Source organism: Amycolatopsis stemonae (assembly GCF_054781455.1).
Genome location: NZ_BAAGUJ010000019.1, coordinates 41053 through 63383, shown reverse-complemented (window position 1 = coordinate 63383; position 22331 = coordinate 41053). Strand labels below are relative to the sequence as shown.

25 protein-coding genes, 1 tRNA gene and 1 pseudogene are annotated in these 22331 nt (G+C 71.5%); 18 read left to right on the top strand and 9 right to left on the bottom strand.

Annotated features, from left to right (window positions below):
* Positions 1-36 precede the first annotated feature (36 nt).
* The 8 genes from ACYVLJ_RS41880 to ACYVLJ_RS41845 all read left to right on the top strand — a co-directional run bounded on the left by ACYVLJ_RS41880 (position 37) and on the right by ACYVLJ_RS41845 (position 8718).
* Positions 37-969, top strand: a complete 933-nt coding sequence (locus ACYVLJ_RS41880; RefSeq protein ID WP_451978812.1) for an ABC transporter ATP-binding protein — start codon at positions 37-39, stop codon at positions 967-969.
* On the top strand, positions 966-1703 hold the full coding sequence (locus ACYVLJ_RS41875) for an ABC transporter permease (RefSeq protein ID WP_460442874.1): 738 nt from the start codon (positions 966-968) through the stop codon (positions 1701-1703). Before ACYVLJ_RS41880 ends, ACYVLJ_RS41875 begins: the two co-directional genes overlap by 4 nt.
* Positions 1704-1722: 19 nt before the next feature.
* Positions 1723-2925 carry a sensor histidine kinase gene (locus ACYVLJ_RS41870; protein ID WP_451978818.1) on the top strand — a complete coding sequence of 401 codons (1203 nt, stop codon included), beginning with the start codon at positions 1723-1725 and terminating at the stop codon, positions 2923-2925.
* A complete protein-coding gene (locus ACYVLJ_RS41865) occupies positions 2922-3527 on the top strand; it encodes a response regulator transcription factor (protein WP_460442873.1) in 606 nt (201 codons plus the stop codon). The genes ACYVLJ_RS41870 and ACYVLJ_RS41865 overlap by 4 nt, the downstream gene beginning before the upstream one ends.
* Positions 3528-3540: 13 nt before the next feature.
* Positions 3541-4194 carry a YdcF family protein gene (locus ACYVLJ_RS41860; protein ID WP_460442872.1) on the top strand — a complete coding sequence of 218 codons (654 nt, stop codon included), beginning with the start codon at positions 3541-3543 and terminating at the stop codon, positions 4192-4194.
* Between the two features lie 34 nt (positions 4195-4228).
* Complete coding sequence (locus ACYVLJ_RS41855; RefSeq protein ID WP_460442871.1) at positions 4229-5506, top strand: deoxyguanosinetriphosphate triphosphohydrolase family protein; 1278 nt, start codon at positions 4229-4231, stop codon at positions 5504-5506.
* Between the two features lie 312 nt (positions 5507-5818).
* The gene (locus ACYVLJ_RS41850) at positions 5819-6910 is read left to right on the top strand and encodes a serpin family protein (protein WP_460442870.1); all 1092 of its coding nucleotides are present in this window, start codon (positions 5819-5821) and stop codon (positions 6908-6910) included.
* Positions 6907-8718, top strand: a complete 1812-nt coding sequence (locus ACYVLJ_RS41845; protein WP_451978833.1) for a glycosyl transferase — start codon at positions 6907-6909, stop codon at positions 8716-8718. Before ACYVLJ_RS41850 ends, ACYVLJ_RS41845 begins: the two co-directional genes overlap by 4 nt.
* A 351-nt stretch (positions 8719-9069) precedes the next feature.
* On the opposite strand, the gene ACYVLJ_RS41840 is transcribed toward ACYVLJ_RS41845, so the two are convergent.
* Positions 9070-9750 carry an alpha/beta fold hydrolase gene (locus ACYVLJ_RS41840; protein WP_460442869.1) on the bottom strand — a complete coding sequence of 227 codons (681 nt, stop codon included), beginning with the start codon at positions 9748-9750 and terminating at the stop codon, positions 9070-9072.
* A 49-nt stretch (positions 9751-9799) separates the two neighbouring features.
* Between ACYVLJ_RS41840 and ACYVLJ_RS41835 the strand changes: the two genes are divergently transcribed.
* A complete protein-coding gene (locus ACYVLJ_RS41835) occupies positions 9800-10339 on the top strand; it encodes a DinB family protein (RefSeq protein ID WP_460442868.1) in 540 nt (179 codons plus the stop codon).
* Here the strand turns inward: ACYVLJ_RS41835 and ACYVLJ_RS41830 are convergent.
* From ACYVLJ_RS41830 to ACYVLJ_RS41820, 3 genes are read right to left on the bottom strand one after another with little or no spacing between them, the layout of a single operon-like run.
* Positions 10326-10727, bottom strand: coding sequence for a VOC family protein (locus ACYVLJ_RS41830; protein ID WP_460442867.1), 402 nt, complete (start codon positions 10725-10727; stop codon positions 10326-10328). The two genes, ACYVLJ_RS41835 and ACYVLJ_RS41830, sit on opposite strands and share 14 nt — an antisense overlap.
* A complete protein-coding gene (locus ACYVLJ_RS41825) occupies positions 10720-11070 on the bottom strand; it encodes a VOC family protein (protein ID WP_460442866.1) in 351 nt (116 codons plus the stop codon). The genes ACYVLJ_RS41830 and ACYVLJ_RS41825 overlap by 8 nt, the downstream gene beginning before the upstream one ends.
* A gap of 31 nt (positions 11071-11101) precedes the next feature.
* Entirely contained in the window at positions 11102-11701 is a 600-nt protein-coding gene (locus tag ACYVLJ_RS41820) for a TetR/AcrR family transcriptional regulator (protein WP_460442865.1), read from the bottom strand.
* Between the two features lie 541 nt (positions 11702-12242).
* Between ACYVLJ_RS41820 and ACYVLJ_RS41815 the strand changes: the two genes are divergently transcribed.
* Entirely contained in the window at positions 12243-12482 is a 240-nt protein-coding gene (locus ACYVLJ_RS41815; RefSeq protein WP_460442864.1) for a carboxymuconolactone decarboxylase family protein, read from the top strand.
* Here ACYVLJ_RS41815 and ACYVLJ_RS41810 read toward each other — a convergent pair.
* On the bottom strand, positions 12479-12928 hold the full coding sequence (locus ACYVLJ_RS41810) for a MarR family winged helix-turn-helix transcriptional regulator (protein ID WP_460442863.1): 450 nt from the start codon (positions 12926-12928) through the stop codon (positions 12479-12481). The genes ACYVLJ_RS41815 and ACYVLJ_RS41810 overlap by 4 nt on opposite strands.
* A gap of 24 nt (positions 12929-12952) precedes the next feature.
* Between ACYVLJ_RS41810 and ACYVLJ_RS41805 the strand changes: the two genes are divergently transcribed.
* The 3 genes from ACYVLJ_RS41805 (at position 12953) to ACYVLJ_RS41795 (ending at position 15734) form a co-directional block, all read left to right on the top strand.
* Positions 12953-14311, top strand: a complete 1359-nt coding sequence (locus ACYVLJ_RS41805) for an MFS transporter (RefSeq protein WP_460442862.1) — start codon at positions 12953-12955, stop codon at positions 14309-14311.
* A gap of 22 nt (positions 14312-14333) precedes the next feature.
* Entirely contained in the window at positions 14334-14900 is a 567-nt protein-coding gene (locus ACYVLJ_RS41800) for a carboxymuconolactone decarboxylase family protein (protein WP_460442861.1), read from the top strand.
* A gap of 63 nt (positions 14901-14963) precedes the next feature.
* Positions 14964-15734: a hypothetical protein gene (locus ACYVLJ_RS41795; protein ID WP_460442860.1), complete on the top strand. Its 771-nt coding sequence runs from the start codon at positions 14964-14966 to the stop codon at positions 15732-15734.
* Here ACYVLJ_RS41795 and ACYVLJ_RS41790 read toward each other — a convergent pair.
* Complete coding sequence (locus tag ACYVLJ_RS41790; protein WP_460442859.1) at positions 15706-16659, bottom strand: sigma-70 family RNA polymerase sigma factor; 954 nt, start codon at positions 16657-16659, stop codon at positions 15706-15708. The two genes, ACYVLJ_RS41795 and ACYVLJ_RS41790, sit on opposite strands and share 29 nt — an antisense overlap.
* Positions 16660-16691: 32 nt before the next feature.
* On the opposite strand from ACYVLJ_RS41790, the gene dnaG reads away from it, so the two are divergent.
* Genes dnaG through ACYVLJ_RS41775 form a run of 3 tightly spaced genes read left to right on the top strand, consistent with a single transcriptional unit; the run spans position 16692 to position 19944 of the window.
* Positions 16692-18611, top strand: a complete 1920-nt coding sequence (dnaG, locus tag ACYVLJ_RS41785; protein WP_451978868.1) for a DNA primase — start codon at positions 16692-16694, stop codon at positions 18609-18611.
* 1 nt (position 18612) lies between these two features.
* Positions 18613-19134: a hypothetical protein gene (locus ACYVLJ_RS41780; protein ID WP_460442858.1), complete on the top strand. Its 522-nt coding sequence runs from the start codon at positions 18613-18615 to the stop codon at positions 19132-19134.
* 48 nt (positions 19135-19182) lie between these two features.
* The gene (locus ACYVLJ_RS41775; protein ID WP_460442857.1) at positions 19183-19944 is read left to right on the top strand and encodes a trans-aconitate 2-methyltransferase; all 762 of its coding nucleotides are present in this window, start codon (positions 19183-19185) and stop codon (positions 19942-19944) included.
* Here ACYVLJ_RS41775 and ACYVLJ_RS41770 read toward each other — a convergent pair.
* The gene (locus ACYVLJ_RS41770) at positions 19941-20153 is read right to left on the bottom strand and encodes a hypothetical protein (RefSeq protein ID WP_143051031.1); all 213 of its coding nucleotides are present in this window, start codon (positions 20151-20153) and stop codon (positions 19941-19943) included. The genes ACYVLJ_RS41775 and ACYVLJ_RS41770 overlap by 4 nt on opposite strands.
* A gap of 125 nt (positions 20154-20278) precedes the next feature.
* On the opposite strand from ACYVLJ_RS41770, the gene ACYVLJ_RS41765 reads away from it, so the two are divergent.
* A tRNA-Asn gene (locus ACYVLJ_RS41765) sits at positions 20279-20351 on the top strand.
* 750 nt (positions 20352-21101) lie between these two features.
* The gene (locus tag ACYVLJ_RS41760; protein ID WP_460442856.1) at positions 21102-21485 is read left to right on the top strand and encodes a TIGR02391 family protein; all 384 of its coding nucleotides are present in this window, start codon (positions 21102-21104) and stop codon (positions 21483-21485) included.
* Here the strand turns inward: ACYVLJ_RS41760 and ACYVLJ_RS41755 are convergent, their stop codons facing one another.
* Together ACYVLJ_RS41755 and ACYVLJ_RS41750 are read right to left on the bottom strand one after the other, a co-directional pair.
* Positions 21486-22121: an AbiV family abortive infection protein gene (locus ACYVLJ_RS41755; RefSeq protein ID WP_460442855.1), complete on the bottom strand. Its 636-nt coding sequence runs from the start codon at positions 22119-22121 to the stop codon at positions 21486-21488.
* A 43-nt stretch (positions 22122-22164) separates the two neighbouring features.
* A pseudogene (locus tag ACYVLJ_RS41750) lies at positions 22165-22317 on the bottom strand (hypothetical protein); the annotation flags it as partial.
* Positions 22318-22331 lie beyond the last annotated feature (14 nt).

The window sequence follows — 22331 nt, the reverse complement described above, 5'->3', positions numbered from 1 at the left end:
TGGGGATCCGGGCCGCCGGGGCGGCAGCCTGGGGGCATGCGAGAAACAGACTCCCAGGCGGTGGCGGCGGGGGCCGCGGTCCACCTCACCGGCCTGCGCAAGCACTACGGCGACGTGGCCGCGGTCGACGGCGTCGACCTCACGATCGCCCCGGGCGAGGTGGTCGCCCTGCTCGGCCCGAACGGCGCCGGCAAGTCCACCACCGTCGACATGATCCTCGGGCTGACCAAGCCCGACGCCGGCGACGTCCGCGTGTTCGGGCGGAAGCCGATCGACGCCGTCCGCGCCGGCCTGATCGGCGCGATGCTGCAGGGCGGCGCGCTGATGGACGACCTGACGGTCGCGGAGACCGTCGGCATGGTCGCGGCCCTGCACCGCAAGCCGATGCCCCTGGCGCAGGCCCTGCGCGCCGCGGGCGTCGAGGAGCTGGCCGGCCGTCGCGCGAACAAGCTCTCCGGGGGCCAGAAGCAGCGCGTGCGCTTCGCCGTCGCCCTGGTCAGCAACCCCGACCTGCTGGTCCTCGACGAGCCGACCGCCGCGATGGACGTCGGGACGCGGCGCGAGTTCTGGCAGTCGATGTACTCGTTCACCGAGTCCGGCCGCACGGTCCTGTTCGCCACGCACTACCTCGAAGAGGCCGAGGAGTTCGCCGACCGCGTCGTGCTGATGCGGCGGGGGCACGTCGTCGCCGACGGTTCGGTCGCCGAGGTCCGGGCGCTGGCCGGGGGCCGCACGCTGCGCGCCGCCGTCCCGGGCGCCACCGAAGCCGTGATCGCGGCCCTGCCCGGCGTCAAGGAGTTCGAGCTGCGCGGCGATCGCGTCGCCATCTCCAGCGGCGACTCCGACGCGACGCTGTGGGCGCTCAAGGCCGCCGTCCCGGGCGTGCACGACGTCGAAATCGGCGCTGTCGGTCTCGAAGGCGCCTTCCTGTCCCTGACCGCCGACGAGCCCGCGGAGACCGTGCGATGACCACCTACCTGTTCACCGAGATCCGCCGCAACTTCCGGCAGCCGCGGTTCCTGGTCTTCGTCGTCGCGTTCCCGGTGCTGATGTTCCTGTTGCAGGCCAACGTCTTCACCAAGGCGGACGCGCCGGACCACGCCGCGATCGCCGCGGTGATCATGATCAACATGATGACGTTCGGGACGTTCGCCGCGGCCAACACCAGCGGCGGCCGGCTCGCCCTGGAACGCGCGCTCGGCTGGCAGCGGCAGCTGCGTCTGACGCCGCTCACCGGCACCGGCTACCTGGCGGGCAAGGGCATCTCCGGCATGCTCGTCGGGCTGCCCGCGCTCGTCCTCGTGCCGCTGCTGGCCATCACCGTCGAAGGCGTGCACCTCGACGCGGCGGGCTGGTTCCGGATCTTCGCCGGCGTCTGGCTCGGCACCATCCCCCTGGTCCTGCTCGGCCTGCTGATCGGGCAGTTCGGCACCCCCGAGACGATGCAGCCGATCAGCATGATCGTCACCCTCGGTATGGGCTTCCTCGGCGGTCTGTGGATCCCGCTCGAAGGCATGCCGGCCTGGATGCACGACGTCGCGCAGATCATGCCGACGTACTGGGTGCTGCAGGTGGCGCGGCCCGCGGTGACGACCGACATGGTGGTCTCGCTGCCGACGGCCGTGGGCGTGCTCGCGGCGTGGACGGTCGTGCTGGGGGCGCTGGTGATCAGGCGTTACCGTAAGGACAGCGCCCGCGTTTGAGGGCCGGAGGGGACGAGGGATGGCGGAGTCGGAGCAGCGCCGGTTCGGGCTGAACAGCAAGGAAGCCTGGTGGGAGGACCCGCTCTCCGACCCGGACAGCGGCGGCCCGGACCGTACGCGCTGGCCGATCGCCGGCGTGGTGTTCCTCCTGCCCTTCCTGATCCCGGTCACGAAGTCGCTGGCCGCCCGGCCCGAGCTGGACGCCGGGGTGGTGCTCATCTGGGTGCTGGTCTACGCCTACGCGCTCTGCTACCTGCTGTTCCCGTTCGCCTTCCGTCGGCCGCGGACCGCGAAGCTGGCGTTCGGGATCGGGATGAACGTCCTGGGGCTCGGCGTGGTCGCGGCGACTTCGGCGAGCCCGTTCATCCTGCTCTACGGCACCGCGGTGATGGTCTTCCTGACCCCGGCCGCGTGGGCGGTGATCGTCGACGTCGCGACGCTGCTCGTCGGGGCGGTGCTGCTGCTCGTCGAAGGCAAGTTCCTGGACGACTACGGCGACCTGATCACCGTCGCTTCGGTGACGCTGGCGATGTTCTTCATGGCCAACCTCATCCGCGCCATCCGGCGGCTGGAGCTGGCCAACAAGGAGATCGCCACCCTCGCCGTCACCAACGAGCGCCAGCGCGTCGCCCGCGATCTGCACGACCTGCTCGGGCACAGCCTCACCACGATCACCGTCAAGGCGGGGCTGGCCCGGCGGGTGCTGGAGAGCTCGGGCGACATCCCGCGCACGGTCGAGGAGATCCGCGAGATCGAAAGCCTCACCCGCAGCGCGCTGTCCGACGTCCGCGCCACCGTCTCGGAGTACCGCGAGGTGTCGCTGTCGGCCGAGGTCGCCGGCGCGCGGGCGGCGTTGCGGGCGGCGGAGATCGACGCCGACCTGCCGCACGCGGTCGACAACGTGCGGCCGGAGTTCCAGAGCGTCTTCGGATACGTCCTGCGCGAGGCCGTGACGAACGTGCTGCGCCACTCCGGGGCCAAGCAGGTGACGGTCAAGCTGGGCGACACCTGGCTGGAGATCGAGGACGACGGCACGGCCACCGGGGTCGTCCCGGGCAACGGCCTGCGCGGGCTCACCGAGCGGCTGGACGCGGTCGGGGGCACCCTGCGGGCGTCGGCCCGGCCCGGGGGAGGATTGCTGGTGCGGGCGGAGATCCCGCTGCCGGAACCCCGCGCGGCCGCCCCGGCCGTGCGCGCCGAACCCGCGGGAGGACTCGCTTGATCCGGGTGTTGCTGGCCGACGACCAGGCCATGGTGCGCGGCGCGCTGGCCACCGTGCTCGGCCTCGAACCGGACATCGAGGTCGTCGGGCAGGTCGGCTCGGGCGACGAGGTGATGGCCGCCGCGCGTGAGACCAAGCCGGACGTCGCCCTGCTCGACGTCCAGATGCCGGGCAAGGACGGCCTGGAAGCCGCCGCCGACCTGCGGGCCGCGCTCCCGTCGTGCCGGGTGATCATCTGCACCACGTTCGGGCGGCCCGGCTACCTGGCCCGCGCGATGGCGGCCGGCGCGGCCGGGTTCGTCGTCAAGGACGCCCCGCCCGAGCAGCTCGTCGAAGCCGTCCGCCGAGTCCACAGTGGACTCCGGGTGGTGGACCCGGCGCTGGCCGCCGAGTCGCTGGCCACCGGGGCCAGCCCGCTCACCGGGCGCGAACGGGACGTGTTGCGGGAGGCCAAGGACGGCAGCACGGTGGCCGACGTCGCGCGCGCGTTGCACCTTTCCGAGGGCACCGTGCGCAACCACCTGTCCGCCGCGATCGGCAAGACCGGCGCCCGGACGCGCGCCGAAGCCGTGCGCGTCGCGGAGGAGCGCGGCTGGCTCTGACAGAATGGGCGCCGTGGGTACCGCTGAACGCAGGAAGCCGACGCGCGCGAACTGGGCGCGTCGCATCGCCTTCGGCACGGTCCTCATGGTGCTCGCGCTCGTCGGCGGCACCGCGTTCCGCGTCTGGCAGGTCGCGCGGGTGAACGACCGCACGCACGCGGACGTGATCGTGGTGCTCGGCGCGGCCCAGTACAACGGCAAGCCGTCGGACATCTACGCGGCGCGGCTGGTCAAGGCGAAGCAGCTCTACGACTCGGGCGTCGCGAAGACGATCGTCACCACGGGCGGCAAGAAGGCCGAGGACAACTTCACCGAGGCGCGGGCCGGCCAGCTGTGGCTGACCCGGCACGGCGTGCCGGCGTCGGCGACCTTGGCGGTCGGGGAAGGCAGCGACACGCTGCGCAGCCTCCGCGCGGTCGCCGAGCAGGTGGAAGCGCGCAGCTGGCACACCGCGGTGCTGGTCAGCGACCCGTGGCACTCCTTCCGCGCCCGGACCATGGCCGACGACCTGGGCCTCGACGCCTGGACCGCGCCGACGCACAGCGGGCCGATCGTGCAGGAGCGCGTCACCCAGATCCGCTACATCGTCCGCGAGACGGGCGCCCTGCTGTTCTACCGGGTGACGAAGACCCCGGCCGACGACCTGTTCGCCACCTTCCTGGGTTGAGTTTTTTGTCAGTGGCGGCGTTTAGGCTGGTCGGGTGGACTACACCGAGCACGACACCGCCCGCCTGCTGCCGGAACCGGCGAAGGGCGCGGCGCTGCCCGGCACGCGCGAAGACGGGCGAAGCGCCTTCTCGCGCGACCGGGCCCGTGTGCTGCATTCGGCCGCGCTGCGGCGGCTCGCCGGCAAGACCCAGGTGGTCGGGCCGGGGGAAGGCGCCGAGGTCACCGGCGTCCCGCGCACCCGGCTGACGCACTCCCTGGAGGTCGCGCAGATCGGCCGTGGCATCGCCGAGGAGCTGGGCGCCGACCCGGACCTGGCCGACACCGCGGGGCTGGCGCACGACATCGGGCACCCGCCGTTCGGGCACAACGGCGAACGCGCGCTCGACTCGGTGGCGGCCGCGTGCGGCGGGTTCGAGGGCAACGCGCAGACGTTGCGCATCCTCACCCGGCTCGAGCCGAAGCTCCTCGGTCCCGGCGGCGAGACCGGCGGGCTCAACCTGACCCGCGCGTGCCTCGACGCGACCACCAAGTACCCGTGGCCGCGCAAGCCCGGTATGGCCAAGTACGGCGTCTACCCCGACGACGCGGAGGTCTTCGCGTGGTTCCGCGAGGGCGCACCGGCGGAGCAGATCTGCCTGGAAGCGCAGATCATGGACTGGGCGGACGACGTCGCCTATTCGGTGCACGACGTCGAGGACGGCGTGCTGGCCGGCCGGATCAAGCTGCGCGTGCTCGCCCACGCGGACGAGCGCGCCGCCGTCGCCGAGGCGGCGGCCAAGCACTTCTCGGCCCAGTCGGTGTCCACATTGGAGGATGCGGCGAAGGAGCTGCTGGCCCTGCCGGTGGTGGCGGAGCTGGCGTCGGCGGAGCCCGACGGCTCACCGGGCGCCCAGGTCGCGCTGAAGCGCCTGACGAGCGAGCTGGTGGGCCGCTTCACGACGGCGGCGGTCACGGGCACGCGCGCGGAGTTCGGCGAGGGCCCGCTGGGGCGCTACCGGGCCCGGCTGTGCGTGCCGGAGCAGGTCGCGGCCGAGGTGGCGCTGCTGAAGGCGCTGGCACTGCGGTACGTGATGAGCGACCGCCGCCGCCTGGCGATGCAGGAGGGCCAGCGGGAGCTGCTGGTGGAGCTGGTGCACGCGCTGGCCCGCCGGGCCCCGGAGTCCCTGGACCCGCTGTTCGTCCCGGCCTGGAACACCGCCCCCGACGACGCCGGCCTGCTCCGCGTGGTGGTCGACCAGGTGGCTTCCCTCACCGACGCACAGGCCCACGTCTGGTACTCCTGGCACGTAACCCGCCTCCACCACGGCTAACCCCGTCTTCTCGCGTGCGTGGGGGCATCACCCGTGATTGGAGGGGCATCACGCGTGTCTGGAGGGGCATCGCGGTGATGCCCGCTCAATCACGCTTGATGCCCCGCTGATCACGCGTGATGCCCGCTCAATCACGGGTGATGCCTCTCCAGACACGCGGGCCGACCGTCGTGGGGAGGTGATCGGGGCGGACCTGGTTGTGTGGTGGTTCTGGCATTCGGTGGTGGGCTGTGCGGTGGGGGATTTGTCACCCGTGGGCGGAGTTCCGCGTGGCCGCCCGGCGGGGTGAACCGTTCCGGTACTCTCGCCCGCATGGCCACGGACAGCCACCTCCGGTTCGCCCTCGCCGTCCACGCGGCCCTCGGCGCCGGGGGCGCGAACTCCTGTTTCTCGCCTTATTCGGTGGCCAGTGCGCTGACCCTGGCCGCGCGGGCCGCCCGGGGACGGACCCGCGAGGAGCTCGTCGCCCTGCTCGGTGACCCCGACGAGCAGACCACCCTGCTCCGGGACGCCGCGCAGCTCGTCGAAGAGGGCCGGGGCGAACAAGCCGAGCTCGCCGTCGCCAACACGCTCTGGGCCGACGACCGGCTCCCGCTCGAAGACTCCTTCAAGACCGAGCTGGCCGAGTGGCCCGGCGCGGCCGTCGCGAGCGCGCCCTTCGAGAAGGATCCCGAAGCCGCCCGCACCCTGATCAACGAGGACGTCGAGCGCACCACGCGCGGGCTCATCCCCGAGCTGCTGCCGTCCGGCTCGATCGACCCGGACGTCGCGGCCGTGCTGGTCAACGCGCTCTACCTCAAGGCGGCGTGGAAGCTGCCCTTCCGCGAGGCCAACACCGCCGACGCGCCGTTCCACGCGCCGTCCGGGACCCGGGACGTCCCGACGATGTGGCTCAGCGAGCGCGTCGGCTACGCGCACGCCGCGGGCTGGCAGGCCGTGCAGCTCGTCGCGGCGGGCGGGCTGCAGGCCGTCGTGCTGCTGCCCGACGGCGACCTCGCCGACGCCGAGGCGGCCCTCGACCAGGCCGCGCTGACGAGCCTGCTCGACGGGATCGGCGCGAAAGCCGTGGAGCTCGCGCTGCCCAAGATTTCGCTCGACGTCCCGAGCTCGCTCACCGGCGTGCTGCGCGGCCTCGGCGTCACCACGATGTTCACCGACGAGGCCGACCTGAGCGGGCTCTCCCCGGACCCGCGGCTCACCGTGTCCGAGGTGCTGCACCAGGCCGTGCTGCGGGTGGACGAGCAGGGCTTCGAGGGCGCCGCGGCGACCGCGCTGACCATGCGCCTCACCTCGATGGTCATCGACGAACCGGTCACCGTCACGGTCGACCGGCCGTTCCTGCTGCTGGTCCGGCACGCCGGCACCGGGGCCCTCCACTTCGTCGCCAGGGTGGTCGAACCGTGAGCTTGAAGTCCGAAGCGATTCCCGAACTGGTGCCGCCCGCCCCCGAACCACCCGAAGGCCCGAAGCGCTGGGCGTGGCAGGACTCCGCGATCACCGGCGGGTTCCTGCTGTTCACGATCCTGCTCTACAACGGGCTGTGGTTCGACCTCAAGCGCGGCTACCTCTGGAACGGCGCCTCCGACCAGAGCCAGTGGGAGTGGTACTCGACGGTCGTCGCGAAGGCCGTCCTGCACTTCCAGAACCCGTTCACGACGGACCTGCAGAACTACCCACTCGGCGTGAACATGGCGGCGAACGCGGCGATGTTCGGCCTGAACATCCCGCTCGCGCCGATCACGCTGACCTTCGGCGCGACGCTGACCTGGGCCATCGTGCTCACCGCGGGCCTCGCGGGCACCGCGACCGGCTGGTACTGGGTGTTCTCCCGCCACCTGGTGCCCAACCGCACGGCGGCCGCGATCGGCGGCGCGTTCTGCGGCTTCGCGCCGCCGATGATCTCGCACGGCAACGCGCACCCGAACTTCGTCGTGCTGTTCGTGCTGCCGTTCATCGCGCTGAAGACGATCCAGATCGCGCACGGCGAGCGCCCGGTGCGCAACGGCATCGTGCTCGGCGTGCTCGTCGCGTGGCAGATCCTCCTCGGGGAAGAGCCGCTGGCGATCTTCGCGCTGACGTTCCTCGTCTTCGCGATCGCCTACCTGATCCCGCACCGCGCCGAGATCCGCGGCATGCTGGCGCCGCTGGCCAAGGGGGTCGGCGTCGGTGCGGTCGTCGCTCTGCTGATCGCCGGGTTCCCGCTGTACTGGCAGTTCTTCGGCCCGCAGAGCTTCCACTCGCTGCTGCACGGCTCGGCGGGCAACGACACGGCGGCGTTCACGCGCTTCGCGACGCAGTCGATCGCCGGCTCGCCCGAGGCGGCCGCCGACGTGTCGATGAACCGCACGGAGGAGAACGCGTTCTTCGGCTGGCCGCTGATCGTGCTGATGGTGATGCTCACGATCTGGCTCTGGCGCGACGTCGTCTCGCGAGCGCTGGCGATCACGATGTACGTGATGGCGCTCCTTTCGCTGGGCATCGAAATCACGGTGGCGCACGACGACACCGGCATCCCGGGGCCGTGGAAGTGGCTCGGGCAGCTGCCGCTGCTGGACTCGTTGCTCGAGTCCCGGCTCGCGATGGGCTGCATCCCGGTGGTGGGCGGGCTCCTGGCGATCGCGACGCACCGCGTCTGGACGGCGGCGGCCGAGCAGCCGGAGCTCCTCGAAGGCAAGCAACGCTTCCCGCTGCGCATGATCTGGATCGGCGCGGTGGTGGCGGTGCTCCTCCCGATCGCGCCGACCGCCCTGGTGACGCACGAACGCCCGCTCTCGCCGCCGTTTTTCGCCGACGGCATCTGGCGCCAGTACGTCGCCCCGGGCGGCTCGCTGGTGCCGGTGCCGCTCCCGAGCACGGGTGAGGCCGAGCCCCTGCACTGGCAGGTCGACGCCGGCCTCGGCTACCCGATGCCGGAGGGCTACTTCGTCGGCCCGACCTCCCCGGACGACCGCCGCGGCCGCTACGGCGCCGTGCCGCGCCCGACCTCGGACCTGTTCGCCGAGGTGGAGAAGACGGGCCAGGCCGCGGAGGTCACGGAAGCCGATCGCACGCAGGCCTTGGCGGACCTGCGGTACTGGAACGCCGACGTGCTGGTGGTCGGCCCGCGGCAGAACCAGGAAGCGCTCAAGTCCACTGTGGAGCTGCTGCTCCGCAAGCCGGCGGAGTTCGTCGGCGGGGTGTGGGTTTGGGACGTGCGCCCGCTGACGCCCTGACGCCCTGACGCCCATGCCGGGTCGGTGGCCGCCCGCTTGATTTGTCCCGCGAATGGTGCGCGGGAACGCCGGGGTGGTTGCCGCCCGCCTGGTTTGTCTCGCGACTGGTGCGCGGGGCCGCCGGGTCGGTGGCCGCCCGCGGGAGGTGGGTGGGTTCGGCCGGGTCGCGGGTCCGGCCTGACGTGTCGCGCGGCCGGAGGGCGGCTCGCCGGTGTGGCTGCCGTTCGCGGGAGGTGGGTGGGTTCGGCAGGGGCGCGAGCCCGCCCTGACCTGTCGCGCGGCCGGAGGGCGGGATCGCCGGGGCGGTGGCCGCTCTCGGGATGTGAGCCGGTTCGGCCCGTCCCTGACCGATCATGCGACCGCCAGCAGGATCCGGGCCAGTTCCGCCGGTTGCGACACCATCGGCCAATGGCCCGTCTCCATCTCCACCAGCTCCCACCGGTCGCTCTTCAGCAGCTCCGCCACGTCCGGGCTCGGGGTGTCGCCGTCGAGGAGGCACTTGATGTACGTCGCCGGGAGGTCGGCCAGCGAACCCTTCACCGAAGCCGGTTCCGTCAACGACGCTGCCGGGTGCGGGGTCGCACCGCCGACGATCCGGGCGATCGAAGCGTCCGAAAGTCCTTGTCCCGCAAAGTCTTCCGCAGCCAACGGTGGCCAGAAGCCGTGGTCGGTCAGCTCCGCGACCTGCGAAGGGCTCCAGAACGACGTGAACGACTCGCCGTCCGCCGGGACGTTCGAGTCCACGAACACGACCCGCTTCAGCCGCCCTCCGATCCGTGAGGCCGCTTGGCCCACCGGGATTCCCGAGTAGCTGTGCCCGACCACGACGACGTCGGACAGGTCGCCACCCTCCACGACGTCGACGATGTCCTGGACGTGCGTCTCCTGCCCGGCCGGTACCGAGCTCCGCTCGGCCAGGCCCGACAGCGTCACCGGATGGGCGCCGTGCCCGGCCGCGCGCAGCGCCGGTACCACGTCGTCCCAGGCCCACGCGCCGAGCCAAGCCCCTGCCACCAGTACGAATTCAGCCATGATCGGAACCTAGCGGACCCCACCGACAATTTCGGTAGAGTCGGCGCCCGTGAGCTCAGTGGACGAACAGGGCCGGCCCGAGCCGCCCGCCGGTGGTGACGAAACCGCCACCCTCCTCGGCTTCCTCGACTTCCACCGCGCGACGCTCGCCTGGAAGTGCGCCGGGCTGGACGCGGCCGGCCTGCGCGCGACGCACCCGCCGGCCACGATGACGCTCGGCGGCATGCTGAAGCACCTCGCCTACGTGGAAGACCAGTGGTTCTCGCGGGTGCTGTTCGGCCGTGCGCACACGGCGCCGTTCGACACGGTGGACTGGGCGGCGAACGCCGACTGGGACTGGGATTCCGCCGCCGACGACACCCCGGAGCAGCTCCGCGCGCTCTGGGAGGCGGCCGTCGCCCGCTCCCGCGAACTCACCGCGAAAGCCCTGGAGAACGGCGATCTTTCCCAGCCGGCCCAACGCCCGTTGCGGGACGGCACGACCGTGAGCCTGCGCTGGATCCTGGTCCACATGGTCGAGGAGTACTCCCGCCACAACGGTCACGCCGACCTCATCCGCGAGTCGATCGACGGCCTCACGGGGGAGTAGGGCCGACGAAGAGGCAGAACGGGTGACCCGCCGGGTCGGCGTAGACCCGCAACGGCTCCTCGGGATCGTCCGCTTCGTCGGCCAGCAGCCGCGCGCCCAGCGCGAGCGCGCGCGAGTGCTGCTCGTCCAGCTCCGCGCGCGTCTCTACGGTCAGGTCCAGGTGCATCATCTGCGGCCGCGGACCGGTGGGCCACGTCGGCGGCGGGAGCGACGCGACCTGCTGGAACGCCAGCCGTGGCACGCCGGACGCGTCGAGCAGGACCAGCCAGCCGGCGGCGTCGCCCGGGCGGTAGGAGAACCCCAGCAGCCGCCGGTAGAACTCGGCCAGCGCCGGGGCGTCCGTCGCGTCGAGCACGACCTGGCGCAGCCGCGGCACGCGGTCAGGCACGGCGGTGCGCGATCTGGAAGACGTTGCCGAACGGGTCGCGGACCATCGCCCGCCGGTCGCCGTAGGGCGTGTTCGCCGGGGCCTCCAGGCTGGTCGCGCCGCAGTCGAGGGCGCGGCGGTACGTCGCGTCCGCGTCGGTGACGTAGACGTGGAGGAACGCGGGGAACAGCTCCCGCTCGCCCTCGGCCGAGACCATCAGGAGCGAGTCGTCGATGCGGATCTCGGCGGGCCGGCCGCCTTCGGCCTCGCCGGTGGCACCGAAGACCGTGCGCAGGAACGCGACGGCGGCGACGAGGTCGCGCACCACCAGCCGCGGGATCACCGTTGGGAAACCCGGGTTCATACCCGAGCACCCAAGCCGGTTCGCGGCCTGATCACAAGTCCAGGCCGACCAGCTTCACCAGGAACCGGTCGAGCTGCTCGACGGCGGGCGGCCACGGCAGGTCGGGCTCGTTGATGCGCTGCGCGAGCATGCCGTTGACGGCGGTCCGCAGGTCGATGGCGACGGTCGCGGCGTCGTCCGCGGGCGCCAGGCCGGCGTCCATGCACCGCTGGACGGCTTCGGTGGTGCGCGCGACCATCACCTCCTTGAACGGCATGCCGTGGCGCCGGTGGACCGCGCTTTCGTGCAGCACCTTGTAGAGCCCGGCGTGCTCCTGCGCCCACTCGGCCTGCGCGAGGATCCGGGAACGCAGCGCGTCCGCCGGGTCCGAAGCGGCCGCCGCGGCGGCGTCGCCGGTGCTGACGAGCTCGTCGTGGCAGCGCTGCATGGCGGCCAGCACGAGCGCGTCGCGGTCGGGGAAGTGCAGGTAGACCGACGTCGCGGCGATCGACACCTCGCGCGCGACGGCCCGCAGGGAGAGCGCTTCGTCGTCGGCCAGCTCGTCCAGCATCCGCACGGCGGCTGTGACGATCTCGTCGCGCAGCAGCTCGCCCTTGCCGCGGGCGTTGGGACGGCGTCGGGGTTCGGTCATGGTCGCCCCAGTGTAGCTGGACACCCATTGCGCTACAGGTGTAGCGTAATTTGCACTACAGCTGTAGCGCTACGTATGTTCACTAACTGAGGGAGCACCACCTTGACCACCACCGAATCGGCTGTGCTGGACCCGGTGTTCGCGCAGATGGCCGGCGCCAGCGCGAAGTTCGCCGGCTCGATCCCCGAGCTGACCGAACGCGAGAAGACGTTCCTGGGCGTCACGGCGGACGTCTGCCAGGGCAGTCTCGGCTCGGCCTTCACGGCTCATGTACGGGCCGGACTGGCCGCTGGAGTGTCCACTTCGGACATCCGCGCGCTGCTGCGGTTCGTCTCCTACGACTGCGGCTACCACGTCGCGACGGCCGGGATCGAGCGGATCGCCGAGTTCGAAGCGGAGCTCGGCATCCCCCCCGCACGAGGCCGAACTGCTGGCGCCCGAGCTGCTGACGACCGGGCCCAGCCCGCTTCCGGAGGCGACCAGGGCCCGGATCGACGAACTGGATCCGCAGTTCCGCGAGTACTTCGAACTCCAGTCGCGGATGCGCACCGGTCACGGGCCGGGGACGCTTTCCGAGCGCGAGCGCGGCCTGGTCAGCATGAGCGTCGACGTCCACTACCAGACGCTGGCCGATACGTTCCGCACGCACGTCGGCCGCGCGCGGCGGGGTGGCGCGTCGCCGGAGGACGTGCGGGCCGCGCTGCGGTTCCTGGGCCAGTTCGGCGTCACGCGGGCCTGGCACGCCTGGGAAGCGCTGAACGCGATCCTCGAGGAGGGTTAGCCGAGGACCTCGTCCGCGAGGCGGCTCAAGTAGGCCGCGAAGCGCTCGCGGTCTTCCTCGGCCCAGTGGCCCACCAGTGCCTCGAACGCCTGCCGCTGGTGGGCCTGCGAAGCGGCGAGGAACTCCTTCGCGGCTTCGGTGAGTGTCAGGACCGCGCGCCGCGCGTCGCGGGGCGAAGTCGAGCGCACGACGAAGCCGTCTCGACCCGCTTCGCCGACCATGCGGCTCGCCACCGAGCGGTCGATGCCCAGCTGGCGGGCGACGTCCGCGACAGTCACCTCGTCGCCCGTCGCGCCGTCGATCGCCTGGATGACGAACAGGTTCGGCACCGTCCACGCCGGCGGGGCGTCCGCGTCGAAGCGCTGGACGACGTCCGGGGCCCACTGGCGCGCCCAGTGCCGGACGAGCCGGAAGAGAGCCGGACCGCCCGACCTTGATGTGTGCATAAGGCACGTTATAACGTGTGCTTTATGCACGCATCTCGGAACCTCGCCTTCGCCGGCCTCCTGCTCGGCATGGCCATGGCCCAGCTCGACGGCCTGATCGTCACGGCGGCTCTCCCGTCGATCGGCGCCGACCTGCACGCCCGCACCGGGCTCGTCGCCGTGACCGCCGCCGGGCTGCTCACGCTCACCGTCGCGACGCCGCTGCACGGCAGGCTCGGCGACCTCTACGGCCGCCGGCGCTCCTTCGCCGCGTCGGTCCTGGTGTTCGCCGCCGCCTCCGCGTGGTGCGCCGCCGCGTCGGACGTCGGGTCGCTGATCGCCGCCCGCGCCCTGCAGGGGGTGGGCGGGAGCGGCCTGGTCGTCACGGCGATGAGCGGGCTCGGTGAGCTGTTCGACCGCGACGAGCTGCTGCGCCGCCAGGGCTGGCAGACGGCCGTCTTCGCCGCGGCCACCCTGGGCGGGCCGCCGCTGGGCGGGCTGCTCGCGGCGGGCCCGGGCTGGCGGTGGATCTTCCTGGTCAACCTGCCGCTGTGCGTGCCCGCCCTCGTGCTCGGCCTGCGCGGCCTGCCCGCGAAACCGCGGCGCACGCAGGAGGAGTTCGACGCCGGGAGCAGCGTCCTGCTGGTGGTCGCGGGCTCGGCGGTGGTCGCGCTCGGCACGTTCGACGGCCTCGCTCGCAGTCCACTGTGGACGCCGATCCTCGGTGGAGCCGCCGTGGCCGCGGGGTTCCTGTTCGTGCGCAGGCAGCGGCGAGTGAAGAGTCCGCTGATCTCGCCGAGGGTCTTCGCCGACACCGTTCTGGCACGCGCAGTCGTCGTCAACGCCTTGGCGGGCGCCGGGCTCTACGGCACCTTCACCTACGTCGCGTTGGTGGCGGCGTTACGAGCGGACGCGGCCGGGACCGGCGTGCTGCTCGTCGCGATGACCGCCGGTCAGCTCGTGTTGTCCGCGTCCTTCGCCGCGCTGGCCCGGAAACGCCCGGAAATGGCGGCGTGGGGCCGGTTCGGCTGCCTGCTCGGCACGGCCGGGCTCGCCGCGGTCGCCGTCGCGGCCGCGCTGGGCGGCACGCCCTGGCTCCTCGCTTCGGGGCTCTTCGCGATCGGTGCGGCTTTCGCGGTCTGTACGTCCGCGTACACCGTCCTGGGCCAGACTCGCGCGAAGCGGGACCTGATGGGTGTCACGCTCGGTTCGCTGACCTTCGCCCGTCAGGGCGGCGGGCTCGCCGGCGCCGCGGTGTTCGGCTGGCTCGCGCTGGTCACGACCGGCGGGCTCGACGCCGCAGGCCTCACCGTGGTGTTCGCCGCCGCGGCCGCGATCCTGCTGGTGGCGTGGCTCACGGCGCCCGCTGTCACGTCTTCCGAGGCGGTCTCGTCCCCTTCGTGACCGCGAACGAAGGAGAGTCCAGATGCCTCGCATCCCCGCGAAGAAGACGTCCGAAGCCGGCCTGGTGCTGAAGCTGATGTACCGGTTCGCGGGCCGCCGCTACGGCGCGGTGCCCGAGCCGATGGCCGTCGCCGCCCACCACCCGGCCCTGCTCCGCACCTACGCGGTGCACGAGATGCTGGCCGAACGGGCGTCGAAGAAGGTGCCGGCGAACGTGCGCGAACTCGCCGTCTACCGCGTCGCGACCAGGATCGGCTGCTCGTGGTGCGTCGACTTCGGCACGATGCTGCAGAAGCACGACGGCCTGGACGTCGAGCGGCTCAAGAAGATCGACGACTACGCGGCTTCGCCCGCCTTCAGCCGTCAGGAACGCCTGGCGATCGCCTACGCCGACGCGATGTCCGGCGACCAGGTCACCGTGACCGACGAGCAGGTCGCCGAACTCGAGCGCGAGTTCGGCCGCGACGGCGTCGTCGAGCTGACCTACCAGATCGCGCTGGAGAACTCGCGGGCCCGGATGAACAGCGCGCTCGGCATCGTCGACCAGGGCTTCACCTCGGGCGACGCCTGCCGCGTCCCGCTCCCGTAGGACCTCCCGAACCCGACCCCGGTGGGACGCGCCGCCGGGGTCTCCCGCGGGACCGTTCCGGGCATGCACCTCGTCGCCGCCGAGCGGATCAAGCTCTTCAGCATCGCCACGCCCTGGACGTGTGGCCTCTTCGCGGTGGCCGCGCTGGTGGCCCCGGCCGCGCTCACCGCGCTGACGGCCACCGAGTCACGGCTGCCGCCGACCGTCGCGAGCACCCAGTTCGGCTTCCAGCTCGGCCTGGTCGCCGTGCTGGTGCTGGCCGGGCTCGCGGTGACCGGCGAGTACCACTCCGGCACGATCCACGGCACCTTCCAGGCCGTGCCGAGCCGGACACCGGTGTTGCTGGCCAAGGCCGTGCTGGTGGCCGGGTACGCGTTCGTGCTCGGCGAGGCCGGCGCCTTCGCGGCGTGGCTGGTCGCGCGCGTCCTCGCCCCGGACGCCGACCTCGCCCTGGACAGCGGCGCGGACTGGACGATCGTCGCCGGCACCGGCCCGGTGTTCGCCCTGGCCGCGGTCGCCGGGGTCGGCGCCGGGCTGCTCGTGCGCCACACGGCCGGCGCGGTCGCGCTGCTCGTCGGCTACCCGCTGATGGCGGAGAACGTCGTCCAGCTGATCCCGTGGGCGGGGCAGGCGATCCACCGGTGGCTGCCGCTGAACGCCGCCACGAAGTTCCTCAGCGGCACCGGCGGGGCGAACGCCGGGCGCGACGGCGGCAATGCCGGCGTCCTGTCCGATTCGCCGCTGGGCCCGGGCTGGGCGCTGGCCTACTTCGGTGCCTTCGCCGTGCTCGTGCTCGCCGCCGGGATCACGAAGACCCGGCTCCGGGACGCGTGATCCGGGTCAGCTTGTCGGGGTTGACGACGTCGTAGATGGCGACGATCTTCCCGTCGCGGATGCTGACCGACTGCACGTGCTCGTCCAGCGCCAGGAAGCCCTCCCGGCCCGGCATCGGCGGCAGGTACATGCCGAGGTCGCCGTTGACCAGCACGGGCGCCCCCCGCTCGACCATGCCGGGTGCGTACTTGTGGGTGAGGCCGACGAAGAACCGGGCGATCTTGTCCGGGCCCACGATGAGCTGGCGGGCGGTGCGGCCCTTGCCGTCCGAGTCGCCGATGAGCACGACGTCCGGGGCGAGCAGCTCGGTCATCGCGCGGATGTCGCCCTGCTGCAGCGCGGTGACGAACTTCTCGAGGATCTTCGCCTGGTCCTCCAGCGGGACGCGCGGCGCCGGGTCGGCGTCGGCCAGCGCCTTGCGGCCCCGGGACGCGTGCTGGCGCGCGGCCTCGACCGAGACGCCGAGCGCGCCGGCGATCTCGGAGAACGGCACCGAGAAGGCGTCGTGCAGCACGAACGCGACGCGCTGCTCCGGCGTCAGCTTGTCGAGCACGACCAGCGCGGCCATCCGGAGGCCGTCGTCGCGGACGGCGACGTCGAGCGGGTCCTCGCTCACCGGCTGCCCGAACGGCGTCACGACCGGCTCCGGCAGCCAGTTGCCCACGTACTTCTCGCGCTGCGCGGCGGCCGACTTCAGCCGGTCGAGGCAGATCCGGCCGACCACGGTGGTCAGCCAGCCGCGCAGGTCGCGGATGGCCGCGCGGCCGGCGTCGTCGAGCCCCGCCAGGCGCAGCCAGGACTCCTGGACCGCGTCCTCGGCGTCGGCGCGGGTGCCGGTCAGCCGGTAGGCGACCCCGATCAGGTGGCCGCGGTGCTCGGCGAACTCCGCGGCTAACGTGTCCTGGGCGGTGGGCGTGGAGACCATGCCCCGAGTGTGCCGCAACGGGCGAGACTAGAGTGGGTGACGTGGCAGGACGGATTCGGGAGAGCGACATCGCGGAGGTGCGCGAGCGGAACCGGATCGACGAGGTCGTCGGGGAGTACGTGGCGCTGCGCCGCGCCGGCGGGGGCAGCCTGAAGGGCCTCTGCCCGTTCCACAACGAGAAGACCCCGTCGTTCAACGTCCGCCCGACGCACGGCACCTTCCACTGCTTCGGCTGTGGCGAGGGCGGCGACGTCATCAAGTTCATCCAGAAGATCGACCTGATCTCGTTCGTGGAGGCCGTCGAGCGGCTGGCCGACCGGGTCGGCATCCGGCTCACCTACGAAGGCGGCGGCGCGACGATCCAGCGCGACCGCGGCAGCCGCACCCGGCTGGTCGAGGCGCACCGCGCCGCGCAGGAGTTCTACGCCGAGCAGCTGGTCACCGACGAGGCGCGTGCCGCGCGGGACTTCCTGTCCGAGCGCGGGTTCGACGCCGCCGCGGCCAAGACGTTCGGCTGCGGGTACGCCCCCGGCGGCTGGGACAAGCTGACGAAGTTCCTGCTCAACCGCGGCTTCGAGGTCAAGGAGCTGCTCACCGCGGGCCTGTCCAAGGAGGGCCAGCGCGGCCCGATGGACCGGTTCCACCGGCGGCTGGTCTGGCCGATCCGCGACGTCGGCAACGACGTGGTCGGCTTCGGCGCCCGGCGGCTGTTCGACGACGACCGGATCTCGGCGAAGTACCTCAACACCGCCGAATCGCCGATCTACAAGAAGTCCCAGGTCATGTTCGGCCTCGACCTGGCCAAGCGCGAGATCGCGAAGCGGCACCAGGTGGTCGTGGTCGAGGGCTACACCGACGTGATGGCGATGCACGCGGCGGGCGTGCCGACGGCGGTCGCGTCGTCCGGCACGGCGTTCGGCGAAGACCACATGAAGGTGCTTCGCCGGCTGATGATGGACGACGACGCCTTCCGCGGCGAAGTGATCTTCACCTTCGACGGCGACGAAGCCGGCCAGAAAGCCGCGCTGAAGGCGTTCGAGGGGGACCAGACGTTCGCCGGCCAGACGTACATCGCGGTCGCGCCGGACGGCATGGACCCGTGCGAGCTGCGCCTGGCCAAGGGCGACAGCGCGGTGAAGGACCTGGTCGCGCGGCGGACCCCGCTGTTCGAGTTCGTCATCCGCAGCACGCTCAAGAACTACGACCTCGACTCGGTCGACGGCCAGGTCGCGGCCCTGCAGAAGACCGTGCCGATGGTGGCGTCGATCAAGGACCGCGCGGCCCGCGACGGCTACGCGTCGAAGCTCGCCTGGTGGGTGGGCTGGCAGGACGTCGCCCAGGTGGTCAACCGGGTCCGCGGCAGCGCGGGCGCGACCGACCGGCGCGGCGGTGCGCCCTTGAAGCAGCCGGCTCGCGCCGGTGCCCCGGCTCCGGCGGCCCCGGCGGCCCAGGACGTCGCGCGCCCGGCGCCGAAGGACCCGCGGTTCGCCGTCCAGCGCGAGGCGCTGAAGGCCGCGCTGCAGCAGCCCGCGATCGCCGGGCCGGAGTACGACGCGCTGCCGCTGGAGGCGTTCACGCACCCGGTGTACGTCGCGGTGCACGAGGCGGTTTTGAAGGCGGGCGGCGCGGGCTCGGGGCTGACCGGCCCGGCGCTGCTGGACGCGGCGGCTCCGCACTGTCCGGAAGGGACGGTCCGGCGCGTGCTCTCCGAACTGGCCGTGGAACCGTTGCAGGCCAAGGACGAAGTCGACTCCCGGTACATCTCGTCGATCCTCGCCCGGCTGCAGGAGGGGCTCGTCGGCCGGCAGATCGCCGAGATCAAGGGGAAGCTGCAGCGGCTCTCGCCGGTCGAAGCGCCGGACGACTACCGCGCGCTGTTCGGCGACCTCGTCGCGCTCGAGCAGTACAAGAAGTCGCTGGGCGAGCAGGCCGCCGCCAGCACGTGGAGCTGACATGGGCTTCCTGCGCCGGTTGCTGGGGGACCGCACGCCCGCGGACTTCGCGGGTGCGCTGGACCCGGGTGAGGACGTCGTCGACAGCGCCCCGGTCGAGGGCGGCGGCCACTTGGTCGTGACGCCACTGGGGCTGTGGGTCCCCGGCGAAGACGGCGCGCGCCGCGTCGGCTGGCACCTGATCGCCAAGGCGGCCTGGGCGGACGGCGTGTTCACGCTGACGGAGTCGTCCGAGGCCGGCACCGCGGGCACGGCCGTCGTGCTGGCCGACCTGCCGCCGGTCCGGTTCCGGCTGCCGGTGCCGGGCAAGGTGCCGCGCGAGGCCTACCAGCGCGTCGAGGGCTCGATCCGGTCGCGGCACCGGCAGGAGATCGGGTCCGGGGGCGCGTGGTTCGTGCAGCGCAAGGTGCCCGGGCGCGACGGCAGCGTCCTGCAGGTCCGGCCCGACCCCGGCACCGACGTCGAGCTGGTGGCGGCCATCGCCGAGCAGGTCGCCGCGAAGCTGGTCAACCCCGCCGAATAGCAGTACGCTCGTACTCAGTACAGGCGTACTGTTTACCGGGAGGCTGCCGTGTGGGATCCGGACAAGTACCTCGACTACGCCGACCTGCGGGCCCGGCCGTTCTACGACCTGGTTTCCCGCATCGGCGCCACTGCTCCGCGGCGCGTTGTCGACCTGGGCTGCGGGCCCGGCAACCTGACGGTCTCCCTCCGCGACCGGTGGCCCTCGGCGGCGCTGGAGTGCAGTGACAGTTCACCCGAAATGGTGGCCGCCGCGCGGGCTCGCGGCCTCGACGCGACGGTGCTCGACGTCCGCGACTGGACGCCGGCGCCGGACACCGACGTCGTGGTGTCGAACGCCGTCCTCCAGTGGGTGCCGGACCACGGCGCGGTGCTCCGCCGCTGGGTCTCTTCGCTGCCTTCGGGCGCCTACCTGGCGATCCAGGTGCCGGGCAACTTCGCCGCGCCTTCGCACGCGCTGACCCGGGAGCTGGCGGCGTCCCCGGCCTGGTCGTCCCGGCTCGCGGAGGTCGTCCTGCGCGAGGACGACGCGGTCTCGAGCCCGCTGGAGTACGCGAACCTCCTGGCCGACGCGGGCTGCGGCGTCGACGCCTGGGAAACGACGTACGTCCAGCCCTTGCGGGGGTCGTCACCGGTGCTGGAATGGATCACCGGAACGGCCCTGCGTCCCATCCGGGCGGCGCTGCCGGACGCCGAATGGGAGCAGTTCCGCGCCGAGCTGGCCCCGCGCCTGGCCGCGGCCTACCCGGCCCGCGCCGACGGCACGACGTGGTTCGAGTTCCGCAGGATCTTCTTCGTCGCCCGCGTCTAGCGCCGCACCTTCTCGCTGATCTTGGCGCGCGCGACCCCGGCGGCCCCCTGGACCATCGGGTGGTCGACGACCCGGCGGTAGGTGCGCACGAGCTGCTCGTACCGCCCCCGGCCTGCCTTGGCGCCCAGCACGTACCCCAGGCCTGCCCCCAGCAGGAACTTCTTCATCCGCGTCCACGCCTTCCGTCCGTAGGTCGTCCGACTGTCCATTGTCCAGGAAAACGGCCCGAGGGGGGCGGTTGCGCTAAGTGGGGGGTGGGTGCGAGCGGCGGAGCGGGCATGGGCTAAAGTTCTTCTCGTCGGTCGGAGAGACCGGCACCGGAAGTGAGCGACATTCCCCTGTAGCTCAACTGGCAGAGCATTCGGCTGTTAACCGGAGGGTTCTTGGTTCGAGTCCAAGCGGGGGAGCAAAGCCCAGGTCGGTGACCTGGGCTTTTTGCTACCCATGGGTGGGCGATTCAGTGTCTATCTTGACGATCGTCCAACGGACGACCATGGGTCCATCGGGGTCGGCTGCGATGACCTGTTGATCGGCTGGTTCTGCGGCAAGACGGTAACGCTGCGGGTTCGGAGGTTGCCGGAATGGAGTTCGCCACCGGTGGCGTAGCGTGCCCCGTCCGCCGCTGCCCGGCTGTAGTCCTGGCGTACGCAGTCCAGGTTGTGAGGTCGGCAGGTGTGTCCGGTCTGGCGCGGCTGCGGTAGCTACTCAGCCCAGGGGCCTCGAAGTCGACGGCGTAAGCCGCTGGAGCGGTCAGGCGTATGCGGCGCGGTTGCGCCTTCCGAAACAAGGTCGACTTGGTCGACGACGGTAGGGCGCGACGACGAGAGGATCCTGAACTCCGATGACCTGGACGCGGCCGAGAGCCGAGACGCTGGCCCTGCCGATCGACGCGCTCGCCTTGTTGATCTTGCGCGACTACAAGGCTGGAGATGGCTGGAACTGGCAGAACTGGATGCGAAGTGCCGAGCAGCGCGGAACCGCTCGGGATCGTGAAGTCGGCCGCGCGCTGTCGGAAGGCTGGAGTTGGTCGATGACTCACGGCTTGGTCGTGCGCGATCCGTCGCAGCCGTCTGCAGACGCTTACGTAGTGAGCCGTCTGGGCGAGGAGACGCTGCGGTACGGCGTCGGCAAGCTCGCTGCGGCCGAGCGGCTGGGGATTGTCGCTGCACCCGCGTATCGCCCAACTGGTCGAGCAGCAATTCATGCTCGGCGAGTACGACGTCGCCGTGTTCGTGGCCATGCGAGAGGTGGAGATCCGCGTCCGAGACCTCACCGGCGCGTCGGACTCGGACCTGGGCACCAAATTGATCGACAAAGCCTTCGCGCCCGGGATCCCGGGAGTTCTGGTCGACTCCAATGCCGAGCCGGGTGAGCAGCAGGCGATGCTGAATCTCTTCAAGGGGGCCATCGGAATGTTCAAGAACCCGACGTCGCACCGTGCCGTCGAGTTCGAAGACCCGGCGGTCGCCAGCGATGCGGTCCTGTTGGCCGATCTGCTCCTGCGGCTGTTGGATGGTGTCGAAGCCCGACCGGCTTCTTGATCAATCGCTCGGGTTGATGGCGTCGTCCGCCGCTTGGGCGAGGAGGCCAGACTTCCCGGCCAGTCTCAGAAGTTCACGAGTCTCGGCCTCGTAGCCGGGTTTCCCCATAGTGGCGAAAGGATTGCTTCCCGGTCCGGGTAGCCGGAGCCGGTAGGCGTCGTTGTTGAGGCTAGTGCCCTGCTTACCCGCACGGCGTAAGCGGATGATCTCGTCGACGACATCGGCATCGATGCCTGGCAAGCTGCCGTACCTTCTCCGCGCTTGCTCGATCCTGTCTTCGGTAGCCGAAGGAATCGATTCCGCCATCTCTGCTTGCTGCTTGGCGACGATGTGCTCACCCAGTCGCAGTTGCCACCCGATCTGGTGGACATGCCCGATGACTTGGCGCAGTGATTCCTCATCCACCACCGAGTTCGGCGTGAGTATGCCCTCGTCCTCGACGACATCTACGTAGAACCCGCGTTGTTTGAAGCTGTTGTACTTACGGGCCCACTCGTCGATTTCTCCCAGCCAGTCCAGGTGCTCGCCGATGTCGGGTGGTTGTGTGTCGAACCAGTACTTCTCTTGGACGAGGAATTTTGGCGAGGTTGCTGTCGACGAACGGTTCGCCTTCCGGGGCGTAAGCGATCTCGACACGCCTTTCGTGGATGGCGATCGCCTTACCGGACTCCTCCAGGCCCAAGATGGCCAGGGATCGGGCCAGGCCGAGGCCGCCGGCGTCGAGGACAACGAGAGCCGACGTCAGCAGGCGGTCCGCGTTGGCGAGCAGATCGTCTTGCAGCTGCACCACCTGCTCCGCCGTCAGCGGTGGGAGCGCGTTCCTCTTGGGCATTTTCACAGTCTGCA